The following is a 21,105-nucleotide window of genomic DNA, read 5'->3' as shown; positions in this document are numbered from 1 at the left end:
ATGACTCAGAACAGGAAGAGGGAACACGTTGAGATAGTTTCGGAAGAGGACGTTGACGCCGATTATCGCTACTGGGACGACATCGTCCTCGTTCACAAGGCCCTGCCCGAGATCGATGTGGATGAGATTGACTCAGGCGTCGAGATCTTCGGGAAGACGCTGTCCGCCCCCCTCATCATATCCGCCATGACAGGCGGGTTCAAGGAGGCCAGGAAGATAAACGAGAACCTCGCGAAGGCCGCCGCCGCCGTTGGCATCGGCATGGGCGTCGGGAGCCAGAGACAGGCGCTGGCGGATCCGACACTGGAAGACACCTTCTCCGTCCTCAAGGAGCACGAGATCCCGCTCGTGATCAGCAACGTGGGCGCGCCGCAGCTCATTCCGCAGCCCAGCGAGAAACCCCTGGATCTCGAGGATGTGCAGAGGGCGGTGACAATGATCGACGCGGACGTTCTGGCGGTTCATCTGAACTTCCTTCAGGAGATCGCGCAGCCCGAGGGCGACCTGAAGGCGAAGGGTTGCCTGAAGGCCATATCCGCCATCGCCAGGGTCTTCCCCATCCTGGCCAAGGAGACCGGGGCGGGAATCTCCCGTGACGTCGCCATCGCACTGAAGAAGGCGGGCGTCGTGGGCATAGACGTCGGCGGGCTCGGCGGGACCAGCTGGTCGGCAGTCGAGTTCTATCGCGCGAAGAAGGTTCACGATCAGAGGAAGCAGGAGCTCGGAAAGCTGTACTGGAACTGGGGCATCCCGACGCCCGTCTCCGTTGTCTGGGCGAACGTGGGGCTCCCCGTCATCGCCACGGGCGGTGTCCAGAACGGTCTAGACGTCGCTCGAGCGGTCGCTCTGGGGGCCTCTTGCGCGGGAATGGCGTCCCGCCTCCTGCCAGCGGCGAAGGAGTCGTACAAGGCCGTCGAGTCCGAGCTCACGGTAATAATCAACGAGCTGCGGGCGGCCATGTTCCTTACAGGCTCGTCAGATGTGGAGGAGCTTGCCACAAGGGAGTACGTCGTTCAGGGTAACACGGCCGGCTGGTTCAAGGAGACGGAGGTTCTCGGTTGAGTCCTCAGGGAAGGACGGTCGACGATTTCAAGGCCTATCTCGCCGAAATGGTACTGCCAGTCGAGCGGGAGATGGAGACGTTCCTGGAAGTCAAGAGGCAGGTGCCGAACCTGCACGACGCGATGTTCTACTCTCTCGGCCTGGACGTCGAGGACAAGAAGTACCGCGGGAAGAGGATCAGACCTGTCCTTGCCCTGTTGGCCTGCGAGAGCCTGGGCGGGACGGTCGAGCAGGCGATGCCCTTTGCTGTGGCATCGGAGCTCCTGCACAACTTCCTCCTCACGCACGATGACATCCAGGACGGGGACGACTTCAGGCACGACCGCCCCTCGGTTTGGAAGGAGTACGGGGTCGACCATGGGATCAACGTGGGCGATTACCTCTTCGCGAAGATGTACGAGGCGGCCCTCGGGACGCTGGAGCGGGGCGTCGCGGAGAACCGCGTTCTTCGGCTCCTGAAGCTCTTGACGGATACCGTCAGCCACACGGGCGAGGGCCAAGCGATGGACATCTCGGCCCGCCAGAGGAATGACCTCACCGCGGACGAGTACCTTGAGACAGTCATCGAGAAGACCGGCTACTACCTGGCATGCCCGGTGCAGGGTGGAGCGGTAATTGGCGGGGCATCGGAGGACGTCCTCGACACGCTGGAGAGCTACGGCAAGCACATCGGTCCCGTGTTCCAGATCAGGGACGACGTCATCGACATGACCATGGGAAAGGGCAGAGGCCAGAAGGGTTCCGACGTGAAGGAGGGGAAGAGGAGCCTGCTCGTCGTGATAGCCTCGGAGCGGTGCACGGACGAGGAGAGGGAGGAGCTCTTCACGATACTGGACAGGCCGCGCACCGACACCAGCGACGCAGACGTGCAGAGGGCCTTCGAGATATTCAGGAAGCACGGAGCGCAAGAACGGGCAGAAGACATCGCGCAGGAGTTCCTCGTCAAGTGCAACCAGACGCTGGAGGAGCTCCCGTCGCCGCTCAGGGAAAACATGCAGATCGCTTCCGACCATATGCTTTCGAGGGAGAAGTGACCAGCCAGGTCGTTATCAGACCCGATAACTGCGCGGAAATGAAGATATAATCCAATCGGCACGACTTACACACTGGAGTGGTAGGTCAGATGCCCGAGATGGTCACATGCCTGCTTCTGGAGGAGAACGGCGCTCTTCCAGACGAGCTCATCGACGTGATGAAGGACGACGAATGGGTCCCTCTCAAGGGGAAATCCGCCTTCATAATGAAATGGCCCAAGGACACAGAGAACGACCCAGTCGCCCTCAAGGACGTCACGGAGAAGCTCCTAAACGTGAAGCTAGCCTTGGAAGGGATGGGAATGGAACACAGATTCTCGACTATGGAGATCGGAAACGAGGACAAGATCAAGATGAAGGTCTGCCTTGTCGGCGACAAAGCGGTGGGCAAGAGCAGTCTGATCAGGTGATATGTGCTCGACCAGTTCGATGACGGGTACCTCAAGACGATGGGCTCGAAAGTCTCAAAGAAGGCGCTCGTCCTGGAGCATCCTGGTGACGGAAGGGAAGTCCGTGTGGACATGACCGTGTGGGACATCATGGGGAACAAGGGCCTGGCCGACCTCCTGATGAGCTCGTACGTCCACGGGGCACAGGGCATAATCGCCGTCTGCGACGTGACCAAGAAGTCCACGCTCGAAGGACTGGAGGGCTGGATCGACGACGGCCTCGAGGTCGCCGGGGACGTGCCCATACACATTCTGGTGAACAAGGCCGACCAGCACGACGAATTCGAGTTCAGCAGGGACGACGTCATGGAGGCGATCAATGCGGGCTCGGGCGTCACTTTCACGAGTGCCAGGACCGGTGACAACGTGGAGGCCGCCTTCCACGACCTGGCGATGAGCATTCTGGAGAGCCACCAAGAAAGGAAAATCGTCGAAAAGATGACCGCCTAGCACTCAAGGCCCTTGTCGGTCAGCGTGAAGGGAGCCACCAGTCCCTCTGCCAGGTGCCTGTGCTTCATCAGAACCGCTTGCCGTTTGTGCGGCCCCGTCTTCTCGAGGCTGATTATCGTCTTCGCGTTGTGCGAGAGCATGTGACCGCCCAGGGGCTCGTATGTCCCCGTCTTTATGTCCGTGTAGACCTGGCTCGTGAGCACGACGGGTATGTCACGGGTCCGCGAGATCCTAAGCAGCTTCGTCACCTGGTCCGCGAGGTTCTTCCTCTCCCGGAACTCATCTTGGAGCCTCGTCAGCCTGTAGTATGTCGTGGCGGAATCGACGATTATTCCGCCGACGTCCTTGTTCTTCTCCGCAAGGTTGGTCGCTTTCTCGACGATCTTCCGCTGCTCGCTGAACGTGTAGGGCTCGGAGAAAAGGATGTTCTTCAGGATATGCTCGTGCTCGTCCCCGCTCATCTGCTTCAGCCGCTCGATCGAGACGCCCTCGGTGTCGATGAAGAGCACCTTGTTCTCCCTCGCGATGTTCCTCGCGAGCTGCAGGACGAAGTTGGTCTTGCCGCTGCCTCCCTCCCCGTAGATGAGGGTTATGCAACTGCCCTCGATTCCTCCAGCCAGCATCTCGTCGATGGTTCTGCACTCCAGCGGGAACTTCACATATACGAAAAGGTCAGGAGTGTATTTAACTGAACCGCAAGTCTATATGGGGTCCATTCCTTTTTCGTGGCGTGGTGGACAGGAGACTTCTCGTCGCGTACATGGGCGGGTTCATCGGCCCGCTCGCGGGGAACACAATCCTTGCGCTGATCGAACCTCTCAAGGATGCATACGGAGTCGGAATCGAGCAGATTCTTCTCTCCATTCCCGTCTATATGATCCCGTTCGTCCTCTTCCAGCTCTTCTCCGGAACGATATCGGATCATCTGGGTCGGAAGGCGGTCGTCGCCTCGGGTTTCCTGATATACTCCGTCGGATCGTTCCTCTGCGGCTGGGCTCCAGATATCAATGCCTTCCTGGGCGGGAGGTTCGTGCAAGGCCTCGGGTTCGCGTTCGTGACACCCGTCCTTCACGCCATCGTGGGAGACTTCACGCGTGATGACAGGCGCGGCGTCTCCATGGGTATCTTCGGGGCCGTGACTGCCGCAGCGGTGTCCACTGGGCCGCTCATCGCAGGATTCATGAACACGATCGACTGGCGGTGGACGTTCTATCTCATCGCCTTGCTCGCGGTGCTCGTCTTCGTCGCCATACAGGTTGCCTTCCGCGGCGGAGAGGAGAAGCACGCCCGCCAGAAGTCCGATGTTTCGATTCGCAAGATAGCGACCGACCCGGGCGTCATTGCCCTCTGCGCGGCGGGATTCCTCACCTTCTTCGTCTTCATCGGCGTCATCTCCTACACCTCGGACGCGCTATCACTCAATCCTTACTTCTACGATCCCGCGACCATCGGCATCGTACTCTTCGCTGGTGGCATTGGCGGAGTGATAATCTCTCCCTTTGCGGGCATGCTTGTCGACAAGATCGGGCGGTTCAGGACGGGCTCGATAGGCTTCGTCTTCACGTCCGTAGGCATGCTCATCTTCTACTTCGCCTCGGGATTCTGGGGCTTCATTCTTGCCATGGTCGTCGTCGGTTGCGCTGCAGCGGCGGTCTGGGCCTCGCTGCTCACGTTGACGGTCGAGATAGTCCCCGAGCGGCGGGGAGCCGTGGCCTCTCTCTTCAACAGCTCCAGGTTTGCGGGCTACGCCATTTCTCCCGTGCTCTTCGCTGGTGTTTATTTCTCCATGGGAGTGGGACCCTTGTATCTCGCCTCGGCGCTACTCACTCTGCTCGGGATAGTGATTATGGTCTGGATGAAGAGGATTCTCGCGAAGAGGTCCTAGATCCCGAGCTTCTCCCTCGCTTTCGGGATGTTCGCCTCCACTTCCTTGTCCACGTCCGCGAAGAGGCTGTTGCCCTTCGTGTCGATCCCCACGATGAGCGGGCCCAGGTTCTTCGTCTTGAGGATCCATATGGCCTCGGGCATGCCGAGCTCGAACCACTCCACACCGAGCACGTCCTCGACGCCTTTGGCGATCGACACAGCCGCCCCGCCCGTGATGGCGAAGTACACGCAGCCGAACTTCTGGCACGCCTCGATCGTAGGAGCGGACATGCCGCCCTTGCCTATCACGGCGCGCACGCCGAACTTCTCTATGAACTCGGGTTCGAGGGAATTCATCCTCGAGCTCGTCGTCGGCCCCGCCGCGACAGTTACCCACTTGTCTCCATCCTTCTTCATTATCGGCCCGCAGTGGAAGATGACCCCGTCCTTGAAGTCGACCGGAATCTCCTTGCCCTCCTTCGCGTGCTCGAGCGCGTGGATGTGCACCTCGTCCCTGCCCGTGTAGACGATGCCGTCGAGGTAGACGATGTCGCCCGCGTCGAGGGAGCGGACGTCCTCCTCGCTCAGCGGAACCGTCAAGTGCTTCTCACTCACTGGATCACCTCCAGCGGGTATTCTGTTAGGCCATCTGGATACATCCTCACGATCGACCGGCGGGCCGCCCAGCACTGGATGTTGATCGCGACCGGTAGGCTTGCGGTATGGCAGTGCGCGTACTCAGCGCTCACGCCGAGCAGCGTGGTGTTCCCGCCCATTCCCATCGGGCCGATGCCGAGGTCGTTTATCGCGGCGAGAATCTCCTGCTCGAGGTTCGCGATATCCTCCTCCGGGTGTCTTTCGCCCAGCGGGCGCAGCAGGGCCTGCTTTCCCAGGTGCATCGCGATGTCCGCCGAGCCGCCGATCCCGAGTCCGAAGATCACTGGCGGGCACGGCTTCCCGCCTGCTTTGAGCATCGTTTCGAGCGCGAACTCCTTGATGCCCTTCAACCCCTTCGCGGGCGTCAACATCGCCAGGCGGCTCATGTTCTCCGACCCAGCGCCCTTGGGCATAACGCCGATCTCGAGGTAGTCGTTGTCCGAGAAGTGGTAGTTGATGTAGGGCATCCTCACGCCCACGTTCGTGCCCGGGTTCTTGCGCGTGAGCGGGTGGACGGCGTTCGGTCTCAGCGGAACGGACTCGGTAGCCTCTGCCACAGCCTCATTGATCACGCTGTCCAGTCCGTTGACGTCGACCTTGCCTATGTTGACGAAGAATATGTGCACGCCAGTGTCCTGGCACATCGGGGTTCCCGTCTTCACAGCGAGGTCGATGTTGTCCAGTATCGCCTTCAGCTGCATCCTCGGGACATCGTCCGTCTCGTTCTCGTAGCCCTGCCTCAGCGCGTTCACGGCGTCCATCGGCAGCTGCGTGGCGGATCGCCTCAATATCTCAACACAAGCTTCCTTGATGCTATCCTCAGGAATCATCGTCCTCCCCCGCTCGGTGATGGCGGAGGACTAATTAATTCTTTGCAGGCAGGACGGATAGACTCCCTCTGCGGTCTTCACGACCAGCATCTCCTCAGCATCCTCATCCACCCCTGGCGGGCGGAGCAGCGTGATCGTCCTCATCGTCTCCGGGTCCATCACCTGGACCTCGTTCTCGTCCCTCGAGACGACTATGGCGGTGATCGTTTTCGCATCAGCCTCTCGGGCGGACTTGAGCTCCGCGGCGGGGATCGTGCTCTCCTGCAGCGTCGCGAGATCTGCGATCGTGATCGGCGGGCCAAGGCCGACGATCTGGACCAGCTTGCCGCCAACCTTCAGCACCGAACCCGCTTGAAACCTGGGGAACCGAAACAGGAACGTCATCCTGTAGACGTCCTTTCCAGCCTTGCGGCCTTGGAGCGTCGAAGAGGTAGTCACCTCCCCGCCGAACCTCGACTGCAGCAGCTTGGCTATCCTCTTCGCGGCGCCCTTGCTGCCCAGATAGAAGTCCATGCCGCCGTGCAGGCTCTCCTCCTTGCTGATGAAGACGTTGTCCGCGGCCCGCTCGACCTCGGAGTGGATGATCTCGGCCGCCTTCTCGACAAGTTCCTTCTCCACCCCGCCCTCGGGCGGCCTCACTTGAAGGACGGCTTCGAAGTACAGCCCCTTCTGCTTGGAGCAGTTCATGCACACGCCCTGCTTGATCCGCACCCGCGTCCTCCCCTCCCGCCTGAAGTCCGTATTATCAATCTTGAGAATGAACTGGAGGTCCGCCGTGAAGTTCCTCTCGTCCTCCTCCCGCAGGCTGACGTCCATCACGTCCAGCTGCGCGACCGTTTCGATCTCGACCGCCCCCTCCAAGGCGTGCCGTATCGCCTCCTGCTTGTCCACGCGGAACCAGTTCGCACCCCGTTGGTGGGCACCGCAGTGGGCGCACAGCGTGATGTCCACGTGCTCCGGGACCTGCACGAGCTTGTGCCTCTCGTCAAAACACGCCGCGCAGAGGCTGTCGTGGGTCTCGCCCTCCTTCCCGCACTCCACGCAGTAGCTCACATCATCACCATCTGGGCGTGCGGGACGCCGCCTATCCAGATGACGCAGTTCTCGTCCACGAACCCCTCGCTGATGGCCGCCTCCACGGTCTTCTTGCCCACGAGGTTGGCTATCGTGCACTGGCGCAGCTGGGCAGTGAACTCCTCGACGGAGACCTCCTCACCGTCGTAGAAGCGGCCGCACTCTATCTGCAGCTCGCCGTCCTTGAACGTTTTCCCGAGAATATCGCTGTCGCACGCCGCGAGGAGGAGCTCGACGCCCTTTGTGTAAGTTCGCACGCAGATCAGTCTATCGCCTACCAACAAGCTTGTACCTGTTCTTGGATGGTGAATAGACTTCTCCTTCTTGACTCCATCGCTTCAGGAGGGACTCGACCCTGCTGGAGTGTATGCCCTTCTCCTCCGCCATGGAGATGATGTCCGAGATGTCGGCGCTGTCCTCCTCTCCCGACAGCTCGCGGATTATGTCCCTGAGCGCCAACATATGCTCACGCTGCGACGTGCTCGTGCCCGTGACGATTATGTCGATGTCGAACCTCCCCGCCTCGCCGGCGACCTTGCGGAGCCAGTACTCGACGATCCTGACCGACCGCCTGGCGTCGTCCTCCGTCACGGACTCGCTCAATCGCGCTCTCGCGCTCGCCTCCGCCAGCCTCACGAACGCCTCGAGCTGCCTCGGAGTGATGGGAACGGCCGAGCCCTCCGCCTCGCCCTGCTTCCTTATCTCCAGGTACTTCTCCTTTATGATAGCCATCGCCTCGGGCGTGAGGACGGGACTGATCTCCTTCGCGTAGGCCACGTACTTGCGCAGGAACTCCGGTTCGAAGTAGGGCTCGAACACCTCGGTGTCGGGTATGTCCGTGCGGATGCCCTCCTTCATCCTCTTCCTCAGCTCGCCGACAAGGTGCCCCTTCAACATATGGTCGGCCATATCCATGTCCCTTCTGGACTCCGGGATGTCGAGTATGGAGAATATGACGTCAAAACGCGAAAGCAGCGTCGGGGAGAGCTCTATCTGCTCCGAGATGAACTTGTGCTCGTCGAACCTGCCGAAACGCGGGTTCGCGGCGGCCAGTACCGCGCAGCGCGTCGGGAGCGTGGCGGTTATCCCCGCTTTCGAGATGGATATGAACTGCTGCTCCATCCCCAGGTGTATGGCGTCCCTGTCCTGCGGGTTCATCTTCTCTATCTCATCGATGCACACCAGCCCGCCGTCGCCCAGGACCATCGCGCCCGCCTCGAGCGTCCACCGCCCCTCGCCGAACTCGTCGCGCACCGCTGCTGCCGTGAGGCCCGCCGCGGACGACGCCTTCCCCGCCGTGTAGACGGACCGCGGGGAGAGTTGGCTCATGTACGTCAGCAGCTGGCTCTTCCCCGTACCTGGGTCGCCGACGAGGAGTACGTGTATGTCCCCTCGGATCCTCGTGCCGTCGGGCATCTCCTTCGCCACCCCGCCGAAGAGCTGCAGCACGAGCGCCTCCTTCTCCGTCGTCAGTCCGAATATGACCGGGGATATCGAGGAGATTATGTTCTCGACTATCCTCTCGTCAGTTGCGACCTCCTTGATCCTCGCGACGTCCTCATCGGTGACCTCGATCTCCTTGAACTGCAACTGCTCGGACTCCACGCTGTTGGCGTCAACGAAGATGTCGAACACGGTCGACTTGGTACGCATCTTCGTCCTCTGGACGCTCTTCAGCTCGCCGTTTAGTACCACCCTGTCGCCGGGCGTGATGACCCCGGCGAGGTCGTCCACGCAGTACGCGGTCAGCCTCTCCGGCTGCGCGCCGCCCTTCAGTATCTCAGGCTTCTCCTGGACCTCGATCTTCTGAGTGTCGATGAACTTGGACTGGTCGAGGATGAGATTGAATCGGGTGGAGCTCGCGCTCTTGCCGCAGCCGCCCTCCGGGCACTCCAAGGGTTCGCGGAACGCCACCCCCTCCTGCCTCGTGGTGAACTTGTGTCCGCACCTCATGCACTCGAACATGGCCTCGACTATCATGGGCCGGACCTCTGTCGCTTTCCGGACCAACCCCTCGATGGCGATGAACCGCCCGACGTGCTTGCTCCTCAGGTCGCGGATCATAATCCTCCGGTCGCGCGGGAGACCCCTCATCCTCAGGTGGATCGACACGTCCTCGTCCGTTGGCGGGACCACGCTCGTGATCGCCTCCTCGCCGGCCGAGACGGCCCGCGCGGGGTTCCTCAGGGAATGTATGGCAAAATCGGAATCGTATCTGTCTAGATCCTCGAACGTGACGTCCAGGCTCTTCTTCTGAGGGAAGACGTCGGCTATCGCTGTTATCTTCGACTCGTAGCCGTGCTGATCGAAGAACTCCTCCCACTTCGATAGTAGCTCCTCGTCCGTGTACTGAATCACAATGACCTCCCCCTAATTAGTAGGGTATCGGCACCCTCCTATTAATCCTTGTCAGCCGCACTCCGAGAACCCGCAGCTCGGGCAGAACCCGCAGTTCCCCGAGGACATGAGCGGGGAGGAGCAGTCGGGGCACGGCTCCCTGCACTGGCACGAGGCGTTGGATGTCGTGCTGTTCCTATCGAGAACCTCCATGCTATCACTGCACCTGACGACGCGGGCGGAGCGTATAAGGCTTCGAGCGGGAGGTGTGTGAATGTGATATTTAGAAGAGAACTGTTATATTGCCACAAGTCGACTCTCATATCGAAGTTAAGAGGGATACTTTTGCGATTGACGCGGTTGACCGGACAAGCATGCCGTAGAGTCCCTAACTCGACTGGAGCCCGTGCGTCCGCATCGGGGATCGTCGGCATCCTCATTGTCATCGTTATCATGGTCTCAGCGGCCATGTTCTACTTCTATATCCTGTTGCCTGGCTCGGGCGAGGTTTCCGAAACGCGGCTCTCGAAGGCCAGGGCAATCGGTGGCAACGTTTGGGAGGTCATGGTCGAGTCGGCCAATCCAACCCGGAGCCTGTACTACTATGTGGCGACACTGGACGAAGACGACTCCTACACGATCACGCTGGAGCCGTTGACCGGCTCATCTCCCGGAATCACGTTCATCGACCACGATGGAGATTGGCGTCTGTCGTCCGATGACTACTTCAGGCTGACCTGCGAATCCAAGAGCGGCTATTCCTTCACGCTCGTCCATCGGACCGACATGGAGATACTGGACTCCGTGGAGTGGCAGACGTAGGCCATGACGTCCGCCCGAGCTTCTTTCACCTGTGAAGATGCTGGACGCGCCTGAAGGTAAACACTTATATTCTGCAACTCGCGTGGACCCTACGGAGGTTCGGAGGGATGTCGATACGAACGATTCTGTGCGCCTTGCAGACCTACCCTTACCCTGGACCGTGGGTGCCCCAGAAGCGTGATGACAAGACGGCCCTGACAATCATCGTTGTGGTCGTGGCGGTTTTCATCATCGCGTCCGTTGTCATGAGTGCCGTCCTGTACGTCATGGTCAGCGGATTGATTGGTTATGACGGATCATATGAGCCAGTCGTAATACTGGACGTCCCGGAACTATCGGCCGGTAATCAATGGAGCGTGGCCGTTGCAGGGGTCTCGTCCTTTGAGCTTCTGGATGACTTCGAGGCGATACTCCTGGAGAACGGCACTTGGTTGGACAGAATCGCCCCGCTAGATGAAGGGACGCCCCCTCCCCTGTCCTTCACCGACGTGGACGGTGGGTATAGCCTGTCCGTCGGTGATTTCTTCACGATTACGTGCAAGCCAGGAAGCCACTACGAACTCGTCATCCTATGGAGAGCCTCAAGCAGCAAGGTTGGAGGCGAGGACTGGTATACGTAGCGCTCTGCGCAGGTCCGCCCGTGCCCGCCTAAGGCCGCGGCTGGATGATTATCGGGGTCCCGCCGTCCGTGATTATGATGTACTGGATGTTGCTGTCCGGGTTCGTCAGCGCCTGGATGTAGAGGAGCGTAAGGTAGGCCTCGGTCACATTGGCCAGACTGGGGTCCGAGATCTGCAGCTGTTCCATGACCATCCTCACGGCCTCGGCGGTTCCGTTCGCCATTATTATCGTCGCGTTCCTGATGCCTTCCGCCTCGAGAATGGCCTGTAGCCTCTCCGCGTCCGCGTTTATGATGGTGACGTTCCTGTTGAACTCTGCCGTGATCACCTTCTGCTCCGCCGCTTTCTTCTCCTCGATGGCCACGTCGAGCGTCGTGGGAAGGTCTATCGATCTTATCAGGAAGTCCTCCACGACCACGTCGTATGCATCCAGCTCCTGCTTGATCACCACTCGCGTCTCTTCCTCGACGACCATCCTTCCCTCTCCGCCGATGTACTCTCCCGTGTAGTTGCTCGCCACGTTCCTGGGCACGGTCCTGAGGTACCTGTCGACGAGGTCGAGAATGTCACCTCTCTCGATCCTGACGTCGGCGACCTTGTCGGGCTCCATCCTCCAGATGAGAGAGACGTCCATTCGTATGTCCAGGTTGTCGGATGATCTCACTGTCAGCGTGCTTCCCTGTGACGCGCTCATGTCCCTGGTCTGCGTGTTGTAGCGGATGATCTCGATGCTGGACAGGGCATAGTACGGGTTCCAGTGCCATCCCTCGCTTATCTCGACCTCGTCCGGTCCTGCCGGCGCGGCCACGATGACGCCCTTGTGACCAGCGGGAACGTTCACAAAGCCTCCCACGAGCAAGAAGACGAAGACTACGACAATCAAGCCAGTGATGATGAGCTTGCCCATCGACACTCCTCCATCCTTCCTACCGAATAGCCGCTTGCCCATCGACCCTTCCCCAAATTGGAATCCTACCCTTGTTGGCATGGTTTCTCCTCTGAGGAACCACATGCATACCGGAGTAATAATGTTGCCGAGGTGCGCCCGTAACGACCGAAGGCGCCCGTGCCTATCATGCAGAGTTCCATCTGGATCCCGGGATCGTTCATGAGGCCTGCCGGTTTCCCCGCTACCTTCGCCAGAGATCAAGACTGACGATAGCTTCGCCTGACTTCCCGAAACCAATCATCGGGTAGGCCCAGCTCAGCCGGAAGTGCTCGCTCGGCGGGTCACTCTCTTCCGGGGCGAACACGATCTTCGTGAGCCCTCCCGAGGATTCGTTGATGTAGCTGGAAGAGAGGAGGAAGCAGTACCTTTCCAGTATCAGATTCCTCGCGAGTTCGTGCACGAGCAGATTGCATTCAATCAGTGGCTCCGTCGACTCCCCACTGTCTTGCGAGCTGGTCCTGAGCAGGATGTATCTGTCGACCGCCTGCGTGTGGTTCGCCCCGCAACGTTCCAGGTCTAGCGTGCTGCGCATCAGGACGATGAACGTGTCCTCCGCGTAGTCCTTCATGTCCGCCGCGGAGTGGATTTCCGAGATCTCCAGATGCCCGGACATGCCCATCAGCGAGAAGGACACGATCAGGCTCGCGATCAGCAGGAAGATAAGCGCATCCGTGACGGCCAGCTGACCCGTACTGTTCATCTCACCCTCTCCAAATGAGGATCGACACCCGAGCGGCGTGGACCTCCCCCTGTCGGATCCAGACGTTGCAGCTAGTCGTCGATCCGATGACATTCCCGAACGGCGCGGAAGTCTGGAAGGACCTGCCCGTCGAGTTCGTCACGTCATATATCGCCAATCGGAACTCGTACGGCGTCTGGAGGATCTCTCCCAACCGCTCAACGGACACGTTGATCAGAGAGCATTGGTCCAGCAGGAGGTATTCCCCGTCCTTGGTCAGCCGAGGGTGGGAAACGATCTTCTCAAGGAGACCCCTTGCATCCTCCTTCATTTCCAGTGCCTTCAGCGTGTCGATCTCGTTCACGTATCTCCCCTGCAGGCTCACCAGGAGCAGGCCCAGCGCCGTGAGGATTACCACCAGTGCCACGAGCTCCTCCAGAATGTGCGAAATTGCTCTCTCGTCCCTCCACATGCTATTACTAACGGGGGACTGGGTAAATATCTTGCCAAGAAGGTTTTTAACCCTCACGGAAGTTGCATATGCGTTCGGAGGGATGTCGGCCTGGACATATGCAGGGCGGAGTATTCAAAAGAGAGGAACCTTCTCGAGATCGACTGCACGGGATGCGACGCCCGGCCCGATCTGAGGAAGCAGAGGTGCTTCACAGGTTCGTTATTGGCCTTCGACTCCAGGCTGAGGATCGAGAGAGTGGTTCTCTCCGGAACCATTGTGAAGATGTACACGACGCTGAGCGTGGAGCTCCTGTCCAGGATGAGGAGCCTGTTGGACGCCCTCTCAGCGATCAGGGCGGAGCTGAACCAGCGCTGCCGGCCGAAGAAGGAGTTGAAGCAATGCCGCGGATGTCAGCTGGACCCGAGGAGGCTGTTTGTCGAATTGGAGGCCGCGTTCCTTAGCGGGCTCACCGATTTCTTCTCGACGCTGAGGAAGATGCTTGAGATCGCTAAGGAGGATGGCGGACCCAGGTGCGAATTGTGCCTTTTCCAGACGAAGACGGATGCCCTCATCATCCTTGACGAGGCGATGCTCCTCAGACGGTTCGCTCTCAGGGTAGGCCTTGGAATCGTGGAGGGGTGACCTCGGCCGAAAGGACTTCGAGAACCTCCACCGCGCTGCGAGACCCCTACGCCCACGCGGCTCTCAGGATCAGAAGGATAGACACAAGTGCCATCCAACGGTCAATCGGCCGGCTCCTTGCCAGGGACCAGAAGTGGAAGCCCTTCTTCGTCTCCTTCTGGGTCCTCGGCGACCCTCCTGAGCATCTCGAGGTGACCAGCAGCTATGCCGTCGAAGAGTCTCGCATCCAGATCTTCCGTCTGGAGAATTCCCCCGATTTCCTCTACTGGCTCTCTCCGCCCTCATTCGAAGTACCCGAGGATGAGCTCTCGATCCTCTGGAACGTCGTGGATGAGATCTGGTCCGTCCTGCCCTCGAATCTCGATCTCGGCAACGCCGCCCAGGTGAGACGCTACATCAGGAATCGGGCGGAACACCTGATCGCGCTCCATCTGCCCAGAACCCTGGGGAAGGCCGAGCGATTGCGTCGGTCTCGCTTTCTGGCGGTCCTTCTGGAGAGGAACACCGCCGGGCTGGGAATCCTCGAGATCCTCCTTGCCGATTCCAACGTTCAGGACATCTTTCTCGACGCACCCTGCGAAAAGGTGCCGCTCCATCTCACGGTTGCCGACGCCGGGGGAGGAAGATCGCATCAGAGATGCAGGTCGAACATCCTCATGTGCGAAACGGGCCTGCGTAACATCATCTCCAAGCTCCTCATCATGAGCGGGAAGCCGTTCTCGGAGAGGAGCCCGATCCTTGAGACGGACCTCGGTGACATGAACGCCAGGTTGACGGCCGTCGCACCACCGCTCAGCCCAGACGGGATAGCCCTCGCCGTTCGCAGGCACTCCACGGACCCCTGGACGCTCACGAAGTTGGTCTATCACAGGAGTCTGACGCCGCTAGCCGCCGGTCTCATCTCGTTCCTCATCGACGGGAATGCCACGATACTCGTCACGGGCAGTCGCGGGGCGGGGAAGTCCTCCCTCTTGGGAGCGATGATGTTCGAGTTCCCGACCAGCCAGCGCGTTCTCACGATCGAGGACACACTGGAGCTCCCGTGCGCGGAGCTCCGCCGCCTCGGGTACAAGATCCAGGGCCTGTATGTCGGTTCCGGGCAGTCGTCGAACCGGATGACAGCGGAGAAGGCGCTAAGGGTCTCTCTCCGCTTGGGCGAATCGGCCCTGGTCCTCGGGGAGGTCAGGGGGGAGGAAGCCAAGACGCTCTACGAGGCGATGCGGGTGGGAACCGCGGGCTCGGCAGTCCTCGGAACGATCCACGGAAGCTCATCCAGGAGCGTGTTCGAGCGAGTTGTCCACGACCTGGGCATTCCTCCGCAGTCCTTCTCGGCCACTGATATCGTCATCGTCGCGGGACTGTTCCGGCCGAGGGGAACGCAGAACTCCAGACGCAGGGTGATCGAGATCTCCGAGCTCTGCAAGGAATCCTATGATGGCAGGTTCCTCCCCCTGATGAGGTTCAGCATCTCGCAGGACTCTCTTGTCGAGACCGATGTCTTCCTTCAAGGTTCCAACAAGATTCGAGAGATTGCGAACTCCTGGGGGATGAGCTACGGTGAAGCTCTTGCTAACATCCACGCTAGGGCTGAGTGTAAGCTCCACGTCGTCGAGCTCGCCCGCAGGCTGGGGACGAAGCTGCTCTCCGCGAAGCTCGTCTCACTGGCGAACTCGGTCTTCTCATCCCTCATCGAGGAGGGCTACTCCGGCAGCGACCTGGTTGCGCAGTGGAAGGAATGGATGGATGTGAGGGCCGTGTATGTCTAGGCCCGGGGTAGCATTCACGAGGCTCTGCAGGCTTGCACACCGCACGCTCGGACCTCTGCGGTGCAGGACGAAGCCAAGCCCGGCCCCGGCCCGGACGGCTCGGTCAGGCGCCAAGAAGCGGCTTGTCCCGGCCCTTTCGAAGCTGAAGTCGATGCTGGATTATGACATGAGATCGATCGAGGACGACATCGCCTTCGTGGGGCTAGGGCTGAGGCCTGGAGAGGTGGTCTCCGGTGGACGACTGGTCCTCCTCTGCTCTCTTCTGGCGGTCCCGGTCCTCGCGGTGCTTCACCCGCACTCCATCTACATCGTTCTCGCTCTCATCCTCCCATTGCTTCTCCAGAGAACGTTCCTGTCGTATCCGGCAACGCTCGCCGCGAGGATCGAGAAATCGTCCCTCAGGGAGGCTCCAGAGGTGATGAGCTATCTGATCGGCGGCGCGGGAGGGGCGCTGACCTATGAGAACGCGGTCCTTTCCTCCGCGAAGAACTCCAGGGGGATGCTGAAGGGTGGCTTCCAGCGGATGATCTGGAACGTTCACATGAAGGGAAGAAGTCTCCCAGAGGATTTCGGCGAGTACGTGCGGAAATGGAGGGGAAGAAACGATGGTCTCGAGGAGGCTCTACGGCGGTTCTCGGATGCCGTGAGACTGGGCCGCAGGGACAACCTCGGCTCCCTGATGTCCCCTGTCCACCTGCACACGAGAAGGAAGCTCAAAGGATATCTCGCATCCCTCAAAGCGCCGATAAACGTTGTCTTCGCTCTGGGTATCGTGCTTCCCGTCATGATCGCCTCGCTGCTGCCCATGTCCTCGCTCACCGTCGCGGCTCCCGTGGGCATTGCTGGCGAAGGAATGAGCGGGGAAAGCGCTCTCAGCCCCGCCGCGATTGCAGTGATTCTCGACATAGTCTTCCCATTGGGCATGCTCCTGTACTGCAGGGAGGTTCTGTCCAGGCGGCCGTTCTCCTCCCCTGGCCGTCTCCAGCTCGGCCTCCGTGGTATGTCCGCCCTCCTTGCTGCCGCATCCATCACGATCGTCCTGGGTGTGGCGACTGCCTGGCTTCTCGAGCCCACGCCGGTCTCGTCCCTCGTGGTTCTTGTGTCCGCATCCTCGATGATAGCTCTCGCAATGCTCTTCACGGGCAGGATGATGAAAGGCACGATGCCGCAAGTATCCCGCGAGGATGTCTCGGAGGGGCTCGAGTCTCTTGGCGACTTCCTTCTGGCGGAAAAGCCCCTGGAGGAGGCGCTTCTGAAGACCGCGGAACGGATGGAAGGGACGGAACTGGCGGGGAGGATCACCAGGGACATCTTCCTCATGTCGAGGGGCACGACCACGGCCGGGGAGACGCTGACATGCGAAAGCGTGATTCGGGATGAACCCATTCTGGGATCGAATCTCAAGGCGGTCGTGGACATCACGCAGAAGGACGGGATTCTGGCGGGAACGGTGGCCAAGCTGATCGCATCCGACCTCAGGGACACCTCGAGGATCGAGGCAGATGCAAGGGACGAGATGAGCCCGATAGTCCAGACGGTGAACAGCACCCTCACGTTCTTCTCGCCCCTGGTGCTCGGGGTCACGGCCTCGATGTCCCTGCTCATGGAAGCTCACTTCTCGGGCTCCGGAGGGATGACACCGTCCGCTCTCGTGCTGATCCTGGGAGCTCTCCTGTGTTGCAACCTGGCGGTGGCGAGCTACTTCACGGAAGGCCTTCAGGGAGGCGACATCACCACGACTCTCTCAAGAATCGGGAAGGGGCTCATCGTGTCGATACCACTGTACTCGCTCTCGTTCCTGTGCGCTTCGTACTTCTTTGGCGTCCTCTGAGGGTCGCGGAAGCTCAAGAAAAGCAGCCTACAGCATCCACATGGTGTCGGCGGGGACCTTTATCCAGTATCCTTCGCCCGGGGCCATGTACATCGGTCCAGTGAGGCGGTACAGGTAGTACGGCGGTGCGACGGCGTTGAAGCTCTCCGCCTTCTCGGCCCCGGTCTGCGCCATCAGATCGCCAGCTGTGTAGTCCCAGTACAGGTGCGGGAACCCGACCAGGTTCCACCCTTCCTTCAGGAAGATCTCCGCGCTCTTGGGCACGACCCCCGCGCTCGTCACAGGCTCGGCCGAAGTCACATTGACCCAGATCGCCATGGACTGGTTCACCGTCAGAAGGTCGTTCCAGCTCTTCCAGATGTGGTTCTCCCTCCACTCCTCCGTCCACGGATCGTAGAACCTCGCCATGTCCCAGCTGACCGTCTGCAGCGCGTACTCTATGGTCTCGTTGACCATCTTGAGCGGGAAGGAAAGAAGCACGTTGCCCGGTGGCGTCCATCTTGTGAACTTGGCCGCCTGGTCCTCGGTCCTGGCCGGAAGTCCAGCGCTGTAGTTCGCCTCCACGTAGTAGAAGATGTTCATCCAGTTCAGGTGCCCCATGTTGTAGTGGTTGTAGAAGTTGAAGCCCTGCAGGACCGTCGCCAGGAACTGGTATCCCGTCCCGTCTGGATCGTATGCGCCTGTGTTGAAGTACACCGTGTAGTGGTCGATCATCGTCGCGTCGTCTGCCGAGAGGTCCCACTCGATATGGACATGGATGTAGTTGGGTCCGAACAGCCATGCTCTGAGGTTCGTCGGGGGCTCGGGCGAGAGCTTCAGCGTCGTGAAGTTGTAGTGCAGCCCTCCATTCGTGTCAGTGGTCGTGTGATCGTACGGGTCCGAGGACTCCACGTCGAACATGTACGTCGTCTCGGGCTGCAGTCCCGTCAGTAGCACGTCGTGCTGGATGCGGTACCCGCTCATGTATTCCTCCGCGTCGAGCGGGTCGCTCGTGTTGTAGTACACTCTCGAGTCCGCGGGCTCGTTCGTCCTCCATATGACGTTCGCGGTCGTGGACGTGATGTTGGTTACCATGAGGTTGAATATCAGCGGGGCCGAGGCGTCTATCGTCGCCGTGTCCGTGGAAGTGTGTATCGGGTTCATGTCGTCGTACTGAACGGTCACCAGATCGCCCTCCGAGACCTGCAACTCTCCGTCAGTCGTTGGCGCACCGGTAGTAGTGTTGATCGTCCCCGTCCATCTCCCTGAGCCGGGCGCGGACTCGTTCAGCGAGACCGTCTCGGGAGTGGGTTCCGTCGTGCTCCAGATGGTCACGTTCACGGCCGTCGGTCCCGTGTCCCGGACAGTTATCCCTATCGTGTCGCTGTCCCCGTAGACGCTCCGGTCCAGGTACACCTGCCCCCAGCCCGTGCCGAGGTCGCCGAGCGCCACCAGGGCGTAGGGCTGCGGGCCGCTCGGGACGTTGTACCCTATCACTTCTATCGTCCACGCGCCCACCATGGGGCTCTTGATGTGGACGCCCTCCTGCACGTTCAGCCTGTCGTAGCTGCCTGTGTCGGGTTGCGACTCTCCCTGAGCGAAGGTCCCCATGACATTGCCCTTGTACGTGGTTCCGAGCGGGTCCGTCACAAGAAGGTCGAGGTCGTTCACGATGTTCGGTGTGGTCCACGCGACCCCGGGATAATCGGTCCACGTGAGCATCACCCTCAGCGGCTCTGCGGAATCGAGAACGTAGTAGGACTCGATCCTTGATTCTCCCGTGCTCAGGCTGGACGTGTCGTCAACGATCTCCATGCGCCTCGTGTCCCCGGCGAAGCAGAGTGCGTCGTCCAGGAGGACCCGCCCCCAGCCTTGTGCGTTGTTGGGCCAGGTGTTCTCGTTCTCCCTGTCCGTGTACGAGCCGGTCATCTGCTGGGCGCTTGCCGCCAGCACGCCCTTCACCAATGCTGCGGAGGGCTCGAAACCATCCGCGGGGTTCTTCGTCCCAGTCGGCCACCAACCCTCCATGAAGTACTGGCGGGTCATGGCCGCGAGCGATGCGTGGTCGGGTGCCGAGTAGCTCGTTCCGCCCCAGCCCGCCTCCCAGGCCGTGTTCGTATCGTCCCTCGGGTTCCCCGTAGACATGGATGAGGTGCCTTCTCCGACCGCAATGACGGTGGGCTTTCTCCTACCGTCGGAGGTCGGTCCGGGGCTGCTGTAGTCGGCGACGCTGTTCTGGTTCGGAGACGTCGCGCTCGATCCCGATGACAGCACGTTCTTGGCAGTGGCGGGGCTAACGACGTCGTACCAGCCCCCGCCTCCGTTCCCGTTCGAGAATATGATCAGCATATCAGGATTGTTCCACATGAATTCGTCCAGCATCTGCGCGCCCTGCGTGTAGGCGGTCGTGGAGGAGCCCCAGGAACCTGAGTGCACCCTCGCGCCCGCGTTGTAGGCGGGACCGAAGAGATTGTCGTAGTCAGAGGGTACCCAGGCCAAGGCATCCCGCCAGTATCCTCCCCATTGCTGCACGTCTCCTATGTCCTGGAAGAACACCTTGGCGCCTTTGGCGCCTCCGTCATTGGTGCTCGAGCCGATCGAATCGTCATTGCCGCCGAACGTCCCCGTCACCATGGTCCCGTGTCCTATGGTCGCCCATCCAGCGCCGGGGTCCCAGCGGTTGGGGCTGTCCTTCCATGCCCACTCCTGGTTTGCGCCGCCGTGCACCCAGTACCGCACGAGCTTCCTTCGGGTCGTGTCCGTGACGTTATAGATGTCGCCCTTCTGTATCGTCGTCGCGTTCTCGCGGAAGAAGTTGTGGTCGAAATCTATCCCCGTGTCGGAGAACCCGACGAGCTGTCCCTCGCCTGATATCCCCATGTCCCAGATGCGCCTGTCGTTTTGGACGTTCGTCTGCATTATCCACTGCATCCGCCTGTTCTGGACCTCCGGAACCTCTCGCGGCTGTATGAAGTTGACGTCGGCGAGGCGGGCGATTTCGACGACCTGCTCGTAGGTCACGCGGGCGTCCACTCTGCCGAAGTCCTTGCCCTCGTACGTGTAGATGACCCTGCGCTCCGGGAGCAGCTCGAGAACGGCGTTGACGCCATCCGGATTGAACGTGATGATCTGGGCCTCGACTATCCCCGCCTCGAACGTGAGCTCGGGCACTATCTTGTACGCGGGCTGGAAGACGCCCGTCCACTGGACTGCCTGGACCTTCTCCAGGTTCGTGCGCAGTCCGGGGGCCATCCTCACGAGGAAAGCATTCGAAGGAACGTAGTTCACGATCTCCCCGCCCGCTCGCGTCAGCGACTCCTTGTACTCCTCCGTGACGGGACCGCTGAACTGCACGATGTAGTAACCATCGCCTCCAGTGGGATAGTCTGTCACTCTCAGAGCGGCGGGAATCAGCGGCTCCCCGTTCCTGGTATCGAAAGCGAATCCATAGATTCCGAGGTAGTGCGGATCGCCCACCCGCGCGTCGTACACCTCTCCTTTCGTCGAGGCGAGGTCAACTGGACCGATTGTCAGGATGAACGCGAGGGATAGCATTACTGCGATGACGCTTCTGCTCGTCATGGGGGTTCACTTTGCTTTAGTC

At 60.4% G+C, this 21,105-nt stretch carries 21 protein-coding genes; 10 read left to right on the top strand and 11 right to left on the bottom strand.

Annotated elements, in window-relative coordinates; translation table 11 throughout:
* From fni to LN415_01890, 4 genes are all read left to right on the top strand, one after another.
* A complete protein-coding gene (fni, locus tag LN415_01905; GenBank protein ID MCJ2555848.1) occupies positions 1-1,062 on the top strand; it encodes a type 2 isopentenyl-diphosphate Delta-isomerase in 1,062 nt (353 codons plus the stop codon).
* Positions 1,059-2,096, top strand: coding sequence for a polyprenyl synthetase family protein (locus LN415_01900; GenBank protein ID MCJ2555847.1), 1,038 nt, complete (start codon positions 1,059-1,061; stop codon positions 2,094-2,096). The genes fni and LN415_01900 overlap by 4 nt, the downstream gene beginning before the upstream one ends.
* Before the next feature lie 89 nt (positions 2,097-2,185).
* Positions 2,186-2,506: a hypothetical protein gene (locus LN415_01895; GenBank protein MCJ2555846.1), complete on the top strand. Its 321-nt coding sequence runs from the start codon at positions 2,186-2,188 to the stop codon at positions 2,504-2,506.
* Positions 2,507-2,509: 3 nt separating this feature from the next.
* Entirely contained in the window at positions 2,510-2,995 is a 486-nt protein-coding gene (locus tag LN415_01890) for a hypothetical protein (GenBank protein MCJ2555845.1), read from the top strand.
* Here LN415_01890 and radB read toward each other — a convergent pair.
* Positions 2,992-3,654, bottom strand: coding sequence for a DNA repair and recombination protein RadB (gene radB, locus LN415_01885; protein MCJ2555844.1), 663 nt, complete (start codon positions 3,652-3,654; stop codon positions 2,992-2,994). The two genes, LN415_01890 and radB, sit on opposite strands and share 4 nt — an antisense overlap.
* 74 nt (positions 3,655-3,728) lie before the next feature.
* Between radB and LN415_01880 the strand changes: the two genes are divergently transcribed.
* Positions 3,729-4,880 (top strand): MFS transporter, encoded by a 1,152-nt coding sequence (locus LN415_01880; GenBank protein ID MCJ2555843.1) that lies wholly within the window; start codon positions 3,729-3,731, stop codon positions 4,878-4,880.
* Here the strand turns inward: LN415_01880 and LN415_01875 are convergent.
* The 6 genes from LN415_01875 to LN415_01850 are packed head-to-tail and all read right to left on the bottom strand — an operon-like array spanning position 4,877 to position 9,972.
* Positions 4,877-5,476: a FumA C-terminus/TtdB family hydratase beta subunit gene (locus tag LN415_01875; protein MCJ2555842.1), complete on the bottom strand. Its 600-nt coding sequence runs from the start codon at positions 5,474-5,476 to the stop codon at positions 4,877-4,879. The genes LN415_01880 and LN415_01875 overlap by 4 nt on opposite strands.
* Positions 5,473-6,348: a fumarate hydratase gene (locus LN415_01870; protein ID MCJ2555841.1), complete on the bottom strand. Its 876-nt coding sequence runs from the start codon at positions 6,346-6,348 to the stop codon at positions 5,473-5,475. Before LN415_01870 ends, LN415_01875 begins: the two co-directional genes overlap by 4 nt.
* 30 nt (positions 6,349-6,378) lie before the next feature.
* Entirely contained in the window at positions 6,379-7,401 is a 1,023-nt protein-coding gene (locus LN415_01865) for a hypothetical protein (GenBank protein MCJ2555840.1), read from the bottom strand.
* Positions 7,398-7,679 carry a DUF424 family protein gene (locus LN415_01860; protein ID MCJ2555839.1) on the bottom strand — a complete coding sequence of 94 codons (282 nt, stop codon included), beginning with the start codon at positions 7,677-7,679 and terminating at the stop codon, positions 7,398-7,400. The genes LN415_01865 and LN415_01860 overlap by 4 nt, the downstream gene beginning before the upstream one ends.
* 10 nt (positions 7,680-7,689) lie before the next feature.
* Positions 7,690-9,780: a minichromosome maintenance protein MCM gene (locus LN415_01855; GenBank protein MCJ2555838.1), complete on the bottom strand. Its 2,091-nt coding sequence runs from the start codon at positions 9,778-9,780 to the stop codon at positions 7,690-7,692.
* A gap of 51 nt (positions 9,781-9,831) precedes the next feature.
* On the bottom strand, positions 9,832-9,972 hold the full coding sequence (locus LN415_01850) for a hypothetical protein (GenBank protein ID MCJ2555837.1): 141 nt from the start codon (positions 9,970-9,972) through the stop codon (positions 9,832-9,834).
* A 147-nt stretch (positions 9,973-10,119) separates the two neighbouring features.
* Here LN415_01850 and LN415_01845 point away from each other — a divergent pair, with 147 nt between their 5' ends.
* The gene (locus tag LN415_01845; protein ID MCJ2555836.1) at positions 10,120-10,581 is read left to right on the top strand and encodes a hypothetical protein; all 462 of its coding nucleotides are present in this window, start codon (positions 10,120-10,122) and stop codon (positions 10,579-10,581) included.
* A gap of 107 nt (positions 10,582-10,688) precedes the next feature.
* A complete protein-coding gene (locus LN415_01840) occupies positions 10,689-11,201 on the top strand; it encodes a hypothetical protein (protein ID MCJ2555835.1) in 513 nt (170 codons plus the stop codon).
* Positions 11,202-11,229: 28 nt separating this feature from the next.
* On the opposite strand, the gene LN415_01835 is transcribed toward LN415_01840, so the two are convergent.
* The 3 genes from LN415_01835 to LN415_01825 all read right to left on the bottom strand — a co-directional run bounded on the left by LN415_01835 (position 11,230) and on the right by LN415_01825 (position 13,256).
* Positions 11,230-12,150 (bottom strand): hypothetical protein, encoded by a 921-nt coding sequence (locus LN415_01835; GenBank protein ID MCJ2555834.1) that lies wholly within the window; start codon positions 12,148-12,150, stop codon positions 11,230-11,232.
* 181 nt (positions 12,151-12,331) lie between these two features.
* Positions 12,332-12,850 (bottom strand): hypothetical protein, encoded by a 519-nt coding sequence (locus LN415_01830; GenBank protein MCJ2555833.1) that lies wholly within the window; start codon positions 12,848-12,850, stop codon positions 12,332-12,334.
* Position 12,851: 1 nt separating this feature from the next.
* On the bottom strand, positions 12,852-13,256 hold the full coding sequence (locus LN415_01825; GenBank protein MCJ2555832.1) for a hypothetical protein: 405 nt from the start codon (positions 13,254-13,256) through the stop codon (positions 12,852-12,854).
* A gap of 249 nt (positions 13,257-13,505) precedes the next feature.
* Between LN415_01825 and LN415_01820 the strand changes: the two genes are divergently transcribed.
* Genes LN415_01820 through LN415_01810 form a run of 3 tightly spaced genes read left to right on the top strand, consistent with a single transcriptional unit; the run spans position 13,506 to position 17,522 of the window.
* Positions 13,506-13,925, top strand: coding sequence for a hypothetical protein (locus LN415_01820; GenBank protein ID MCJ2555831.1), 420 nt, complete (start codon positions 13,506-13,508; stop codon positions 13,923-13,925).
* On the top strand, positions 13,922-15,691 hold the full coding sequence (locus tag LN415_01815; protein MCJ2555830.1) for a type II/IV secretion system ATPase subunit: 1,770 nt from the start codon (positions 13,922-13,924) through the stop codon (positions 15,689-15,691). The genes LN415_01820 and LN415_01815 overlap by 4 nt, the downstream gene beginning before the upstream one ends.
* The gene (locus tag LN415_01810) at positions 15,684-17,522 is read left to right on the top strand and encodes a hypothetical protein (GenBank protein MCJ2555829.1); all 1,839 of its coding nucleotides are present in this window, start codon (positions 15,684-15,686) and stop codon (positions 17,520-17,522) included. Before LN415_01815 ends, LN415_01810 begins: the two co-directional genes overlap by 8 nt.
* A 27-nt stretch (positions 17,523-17,549) precedes the next feature.
* Here LN415_01810 and LN415_01805 read toward each other — a convergent pair whose 3' ends face one another.
* A complete protein-coding gene (locus LN415_01805) occupies positions 17,550-21,083 on the bottom strand; it encodes a S8 family serine peptidase (GenBank protein ID MCJ2555828.1) in 3,534 nt (1,177 codons plus the stop codon).
* Positions 21,084-21,105: the final 22 nt, after the last annotated feature.

The sequence above is a fragment of the Candidatus Thermoplasmatota archaeon genome (assembly GCA_022848865.1).
Taxonomy (GTDB): Archaea; Thermoplasmatota; Thermoplasmata; order RBG-16-68-12; family JAGMCJ01; genus JAGMCJ01.
This window is presented reverse-complemented; position numbering and strand designations above follow the sequence as displayed.

What these genes read in the sequence shown, in the direction of transcription:
- fni (MCJ2555848.1), top strand. Translation starts at nt 1, where the DNA reads ATGACTCAGAACAGGAAGAGGGAACACGTTGAGATAGTTTCGGAAGAG.
- LN415_01895 (MCJ2555846.1), top strand. Translation starts at nt 2,186, where the DNA reads ATGCCCGAGATGGTCACATGCCTGCTTCTGGAGGAGAACGGCGCTCTT.
- LN415_01870 (MCJ2555841.1), bottom strand. Translation starts at nt 6,348, where the DNA reads ATGATTCCTGAGGATAGCATCAAGGAAGCTTGTGTTGAGATATTGAGG.
- LN415_01850 (MCJ2555837.1), bottom strand. Translation starts at nt 9,972, where the DNA reads ATGGAGGTTCTCGATAGGAACAGCACGACATCCAACGCCTCGTGCCAG.
- LN415_01840 (MCJ2555835.1), top strand. Translation starts at nt 10,689, where the DNA reads ATGTCGATACGAACGATTCTGTGCGCCTTGCAGACCTACCCTTACCCT.
- LN415_01835 (MCJ2555834.1), bottom strand. Translation starts at nt 12,150, where the DNA reads ATGGGCAAGCGGCTATTCGGTAGGAAGGATGGAGGAGTGTCGATGGGC.
- LN415_01830 (MCJ2555833.1), bottom strand. Translation starts at nt 12,850, where the DNA reads ATGAACAGTACGGGTCAGCTGGCCGTCACGGATGCGCTTATCTTCCTG.
- LN415_01810 (MCJ2555829.1), top strand. Translation starts at nt 15,684, where the DNA reads ATGTCTAGGCCCGGGGTAGCATTCACGAGGCTCTGCAGGCTTGCACAC.
- LN415_01805 (MCJ2555828.1), bottom strand. Translation starts at nt 21,083, where the DNA reads ATGACGAGCAGAAGCGTCATCGCAGTAATGCTATCCCTCGCGTTCATC.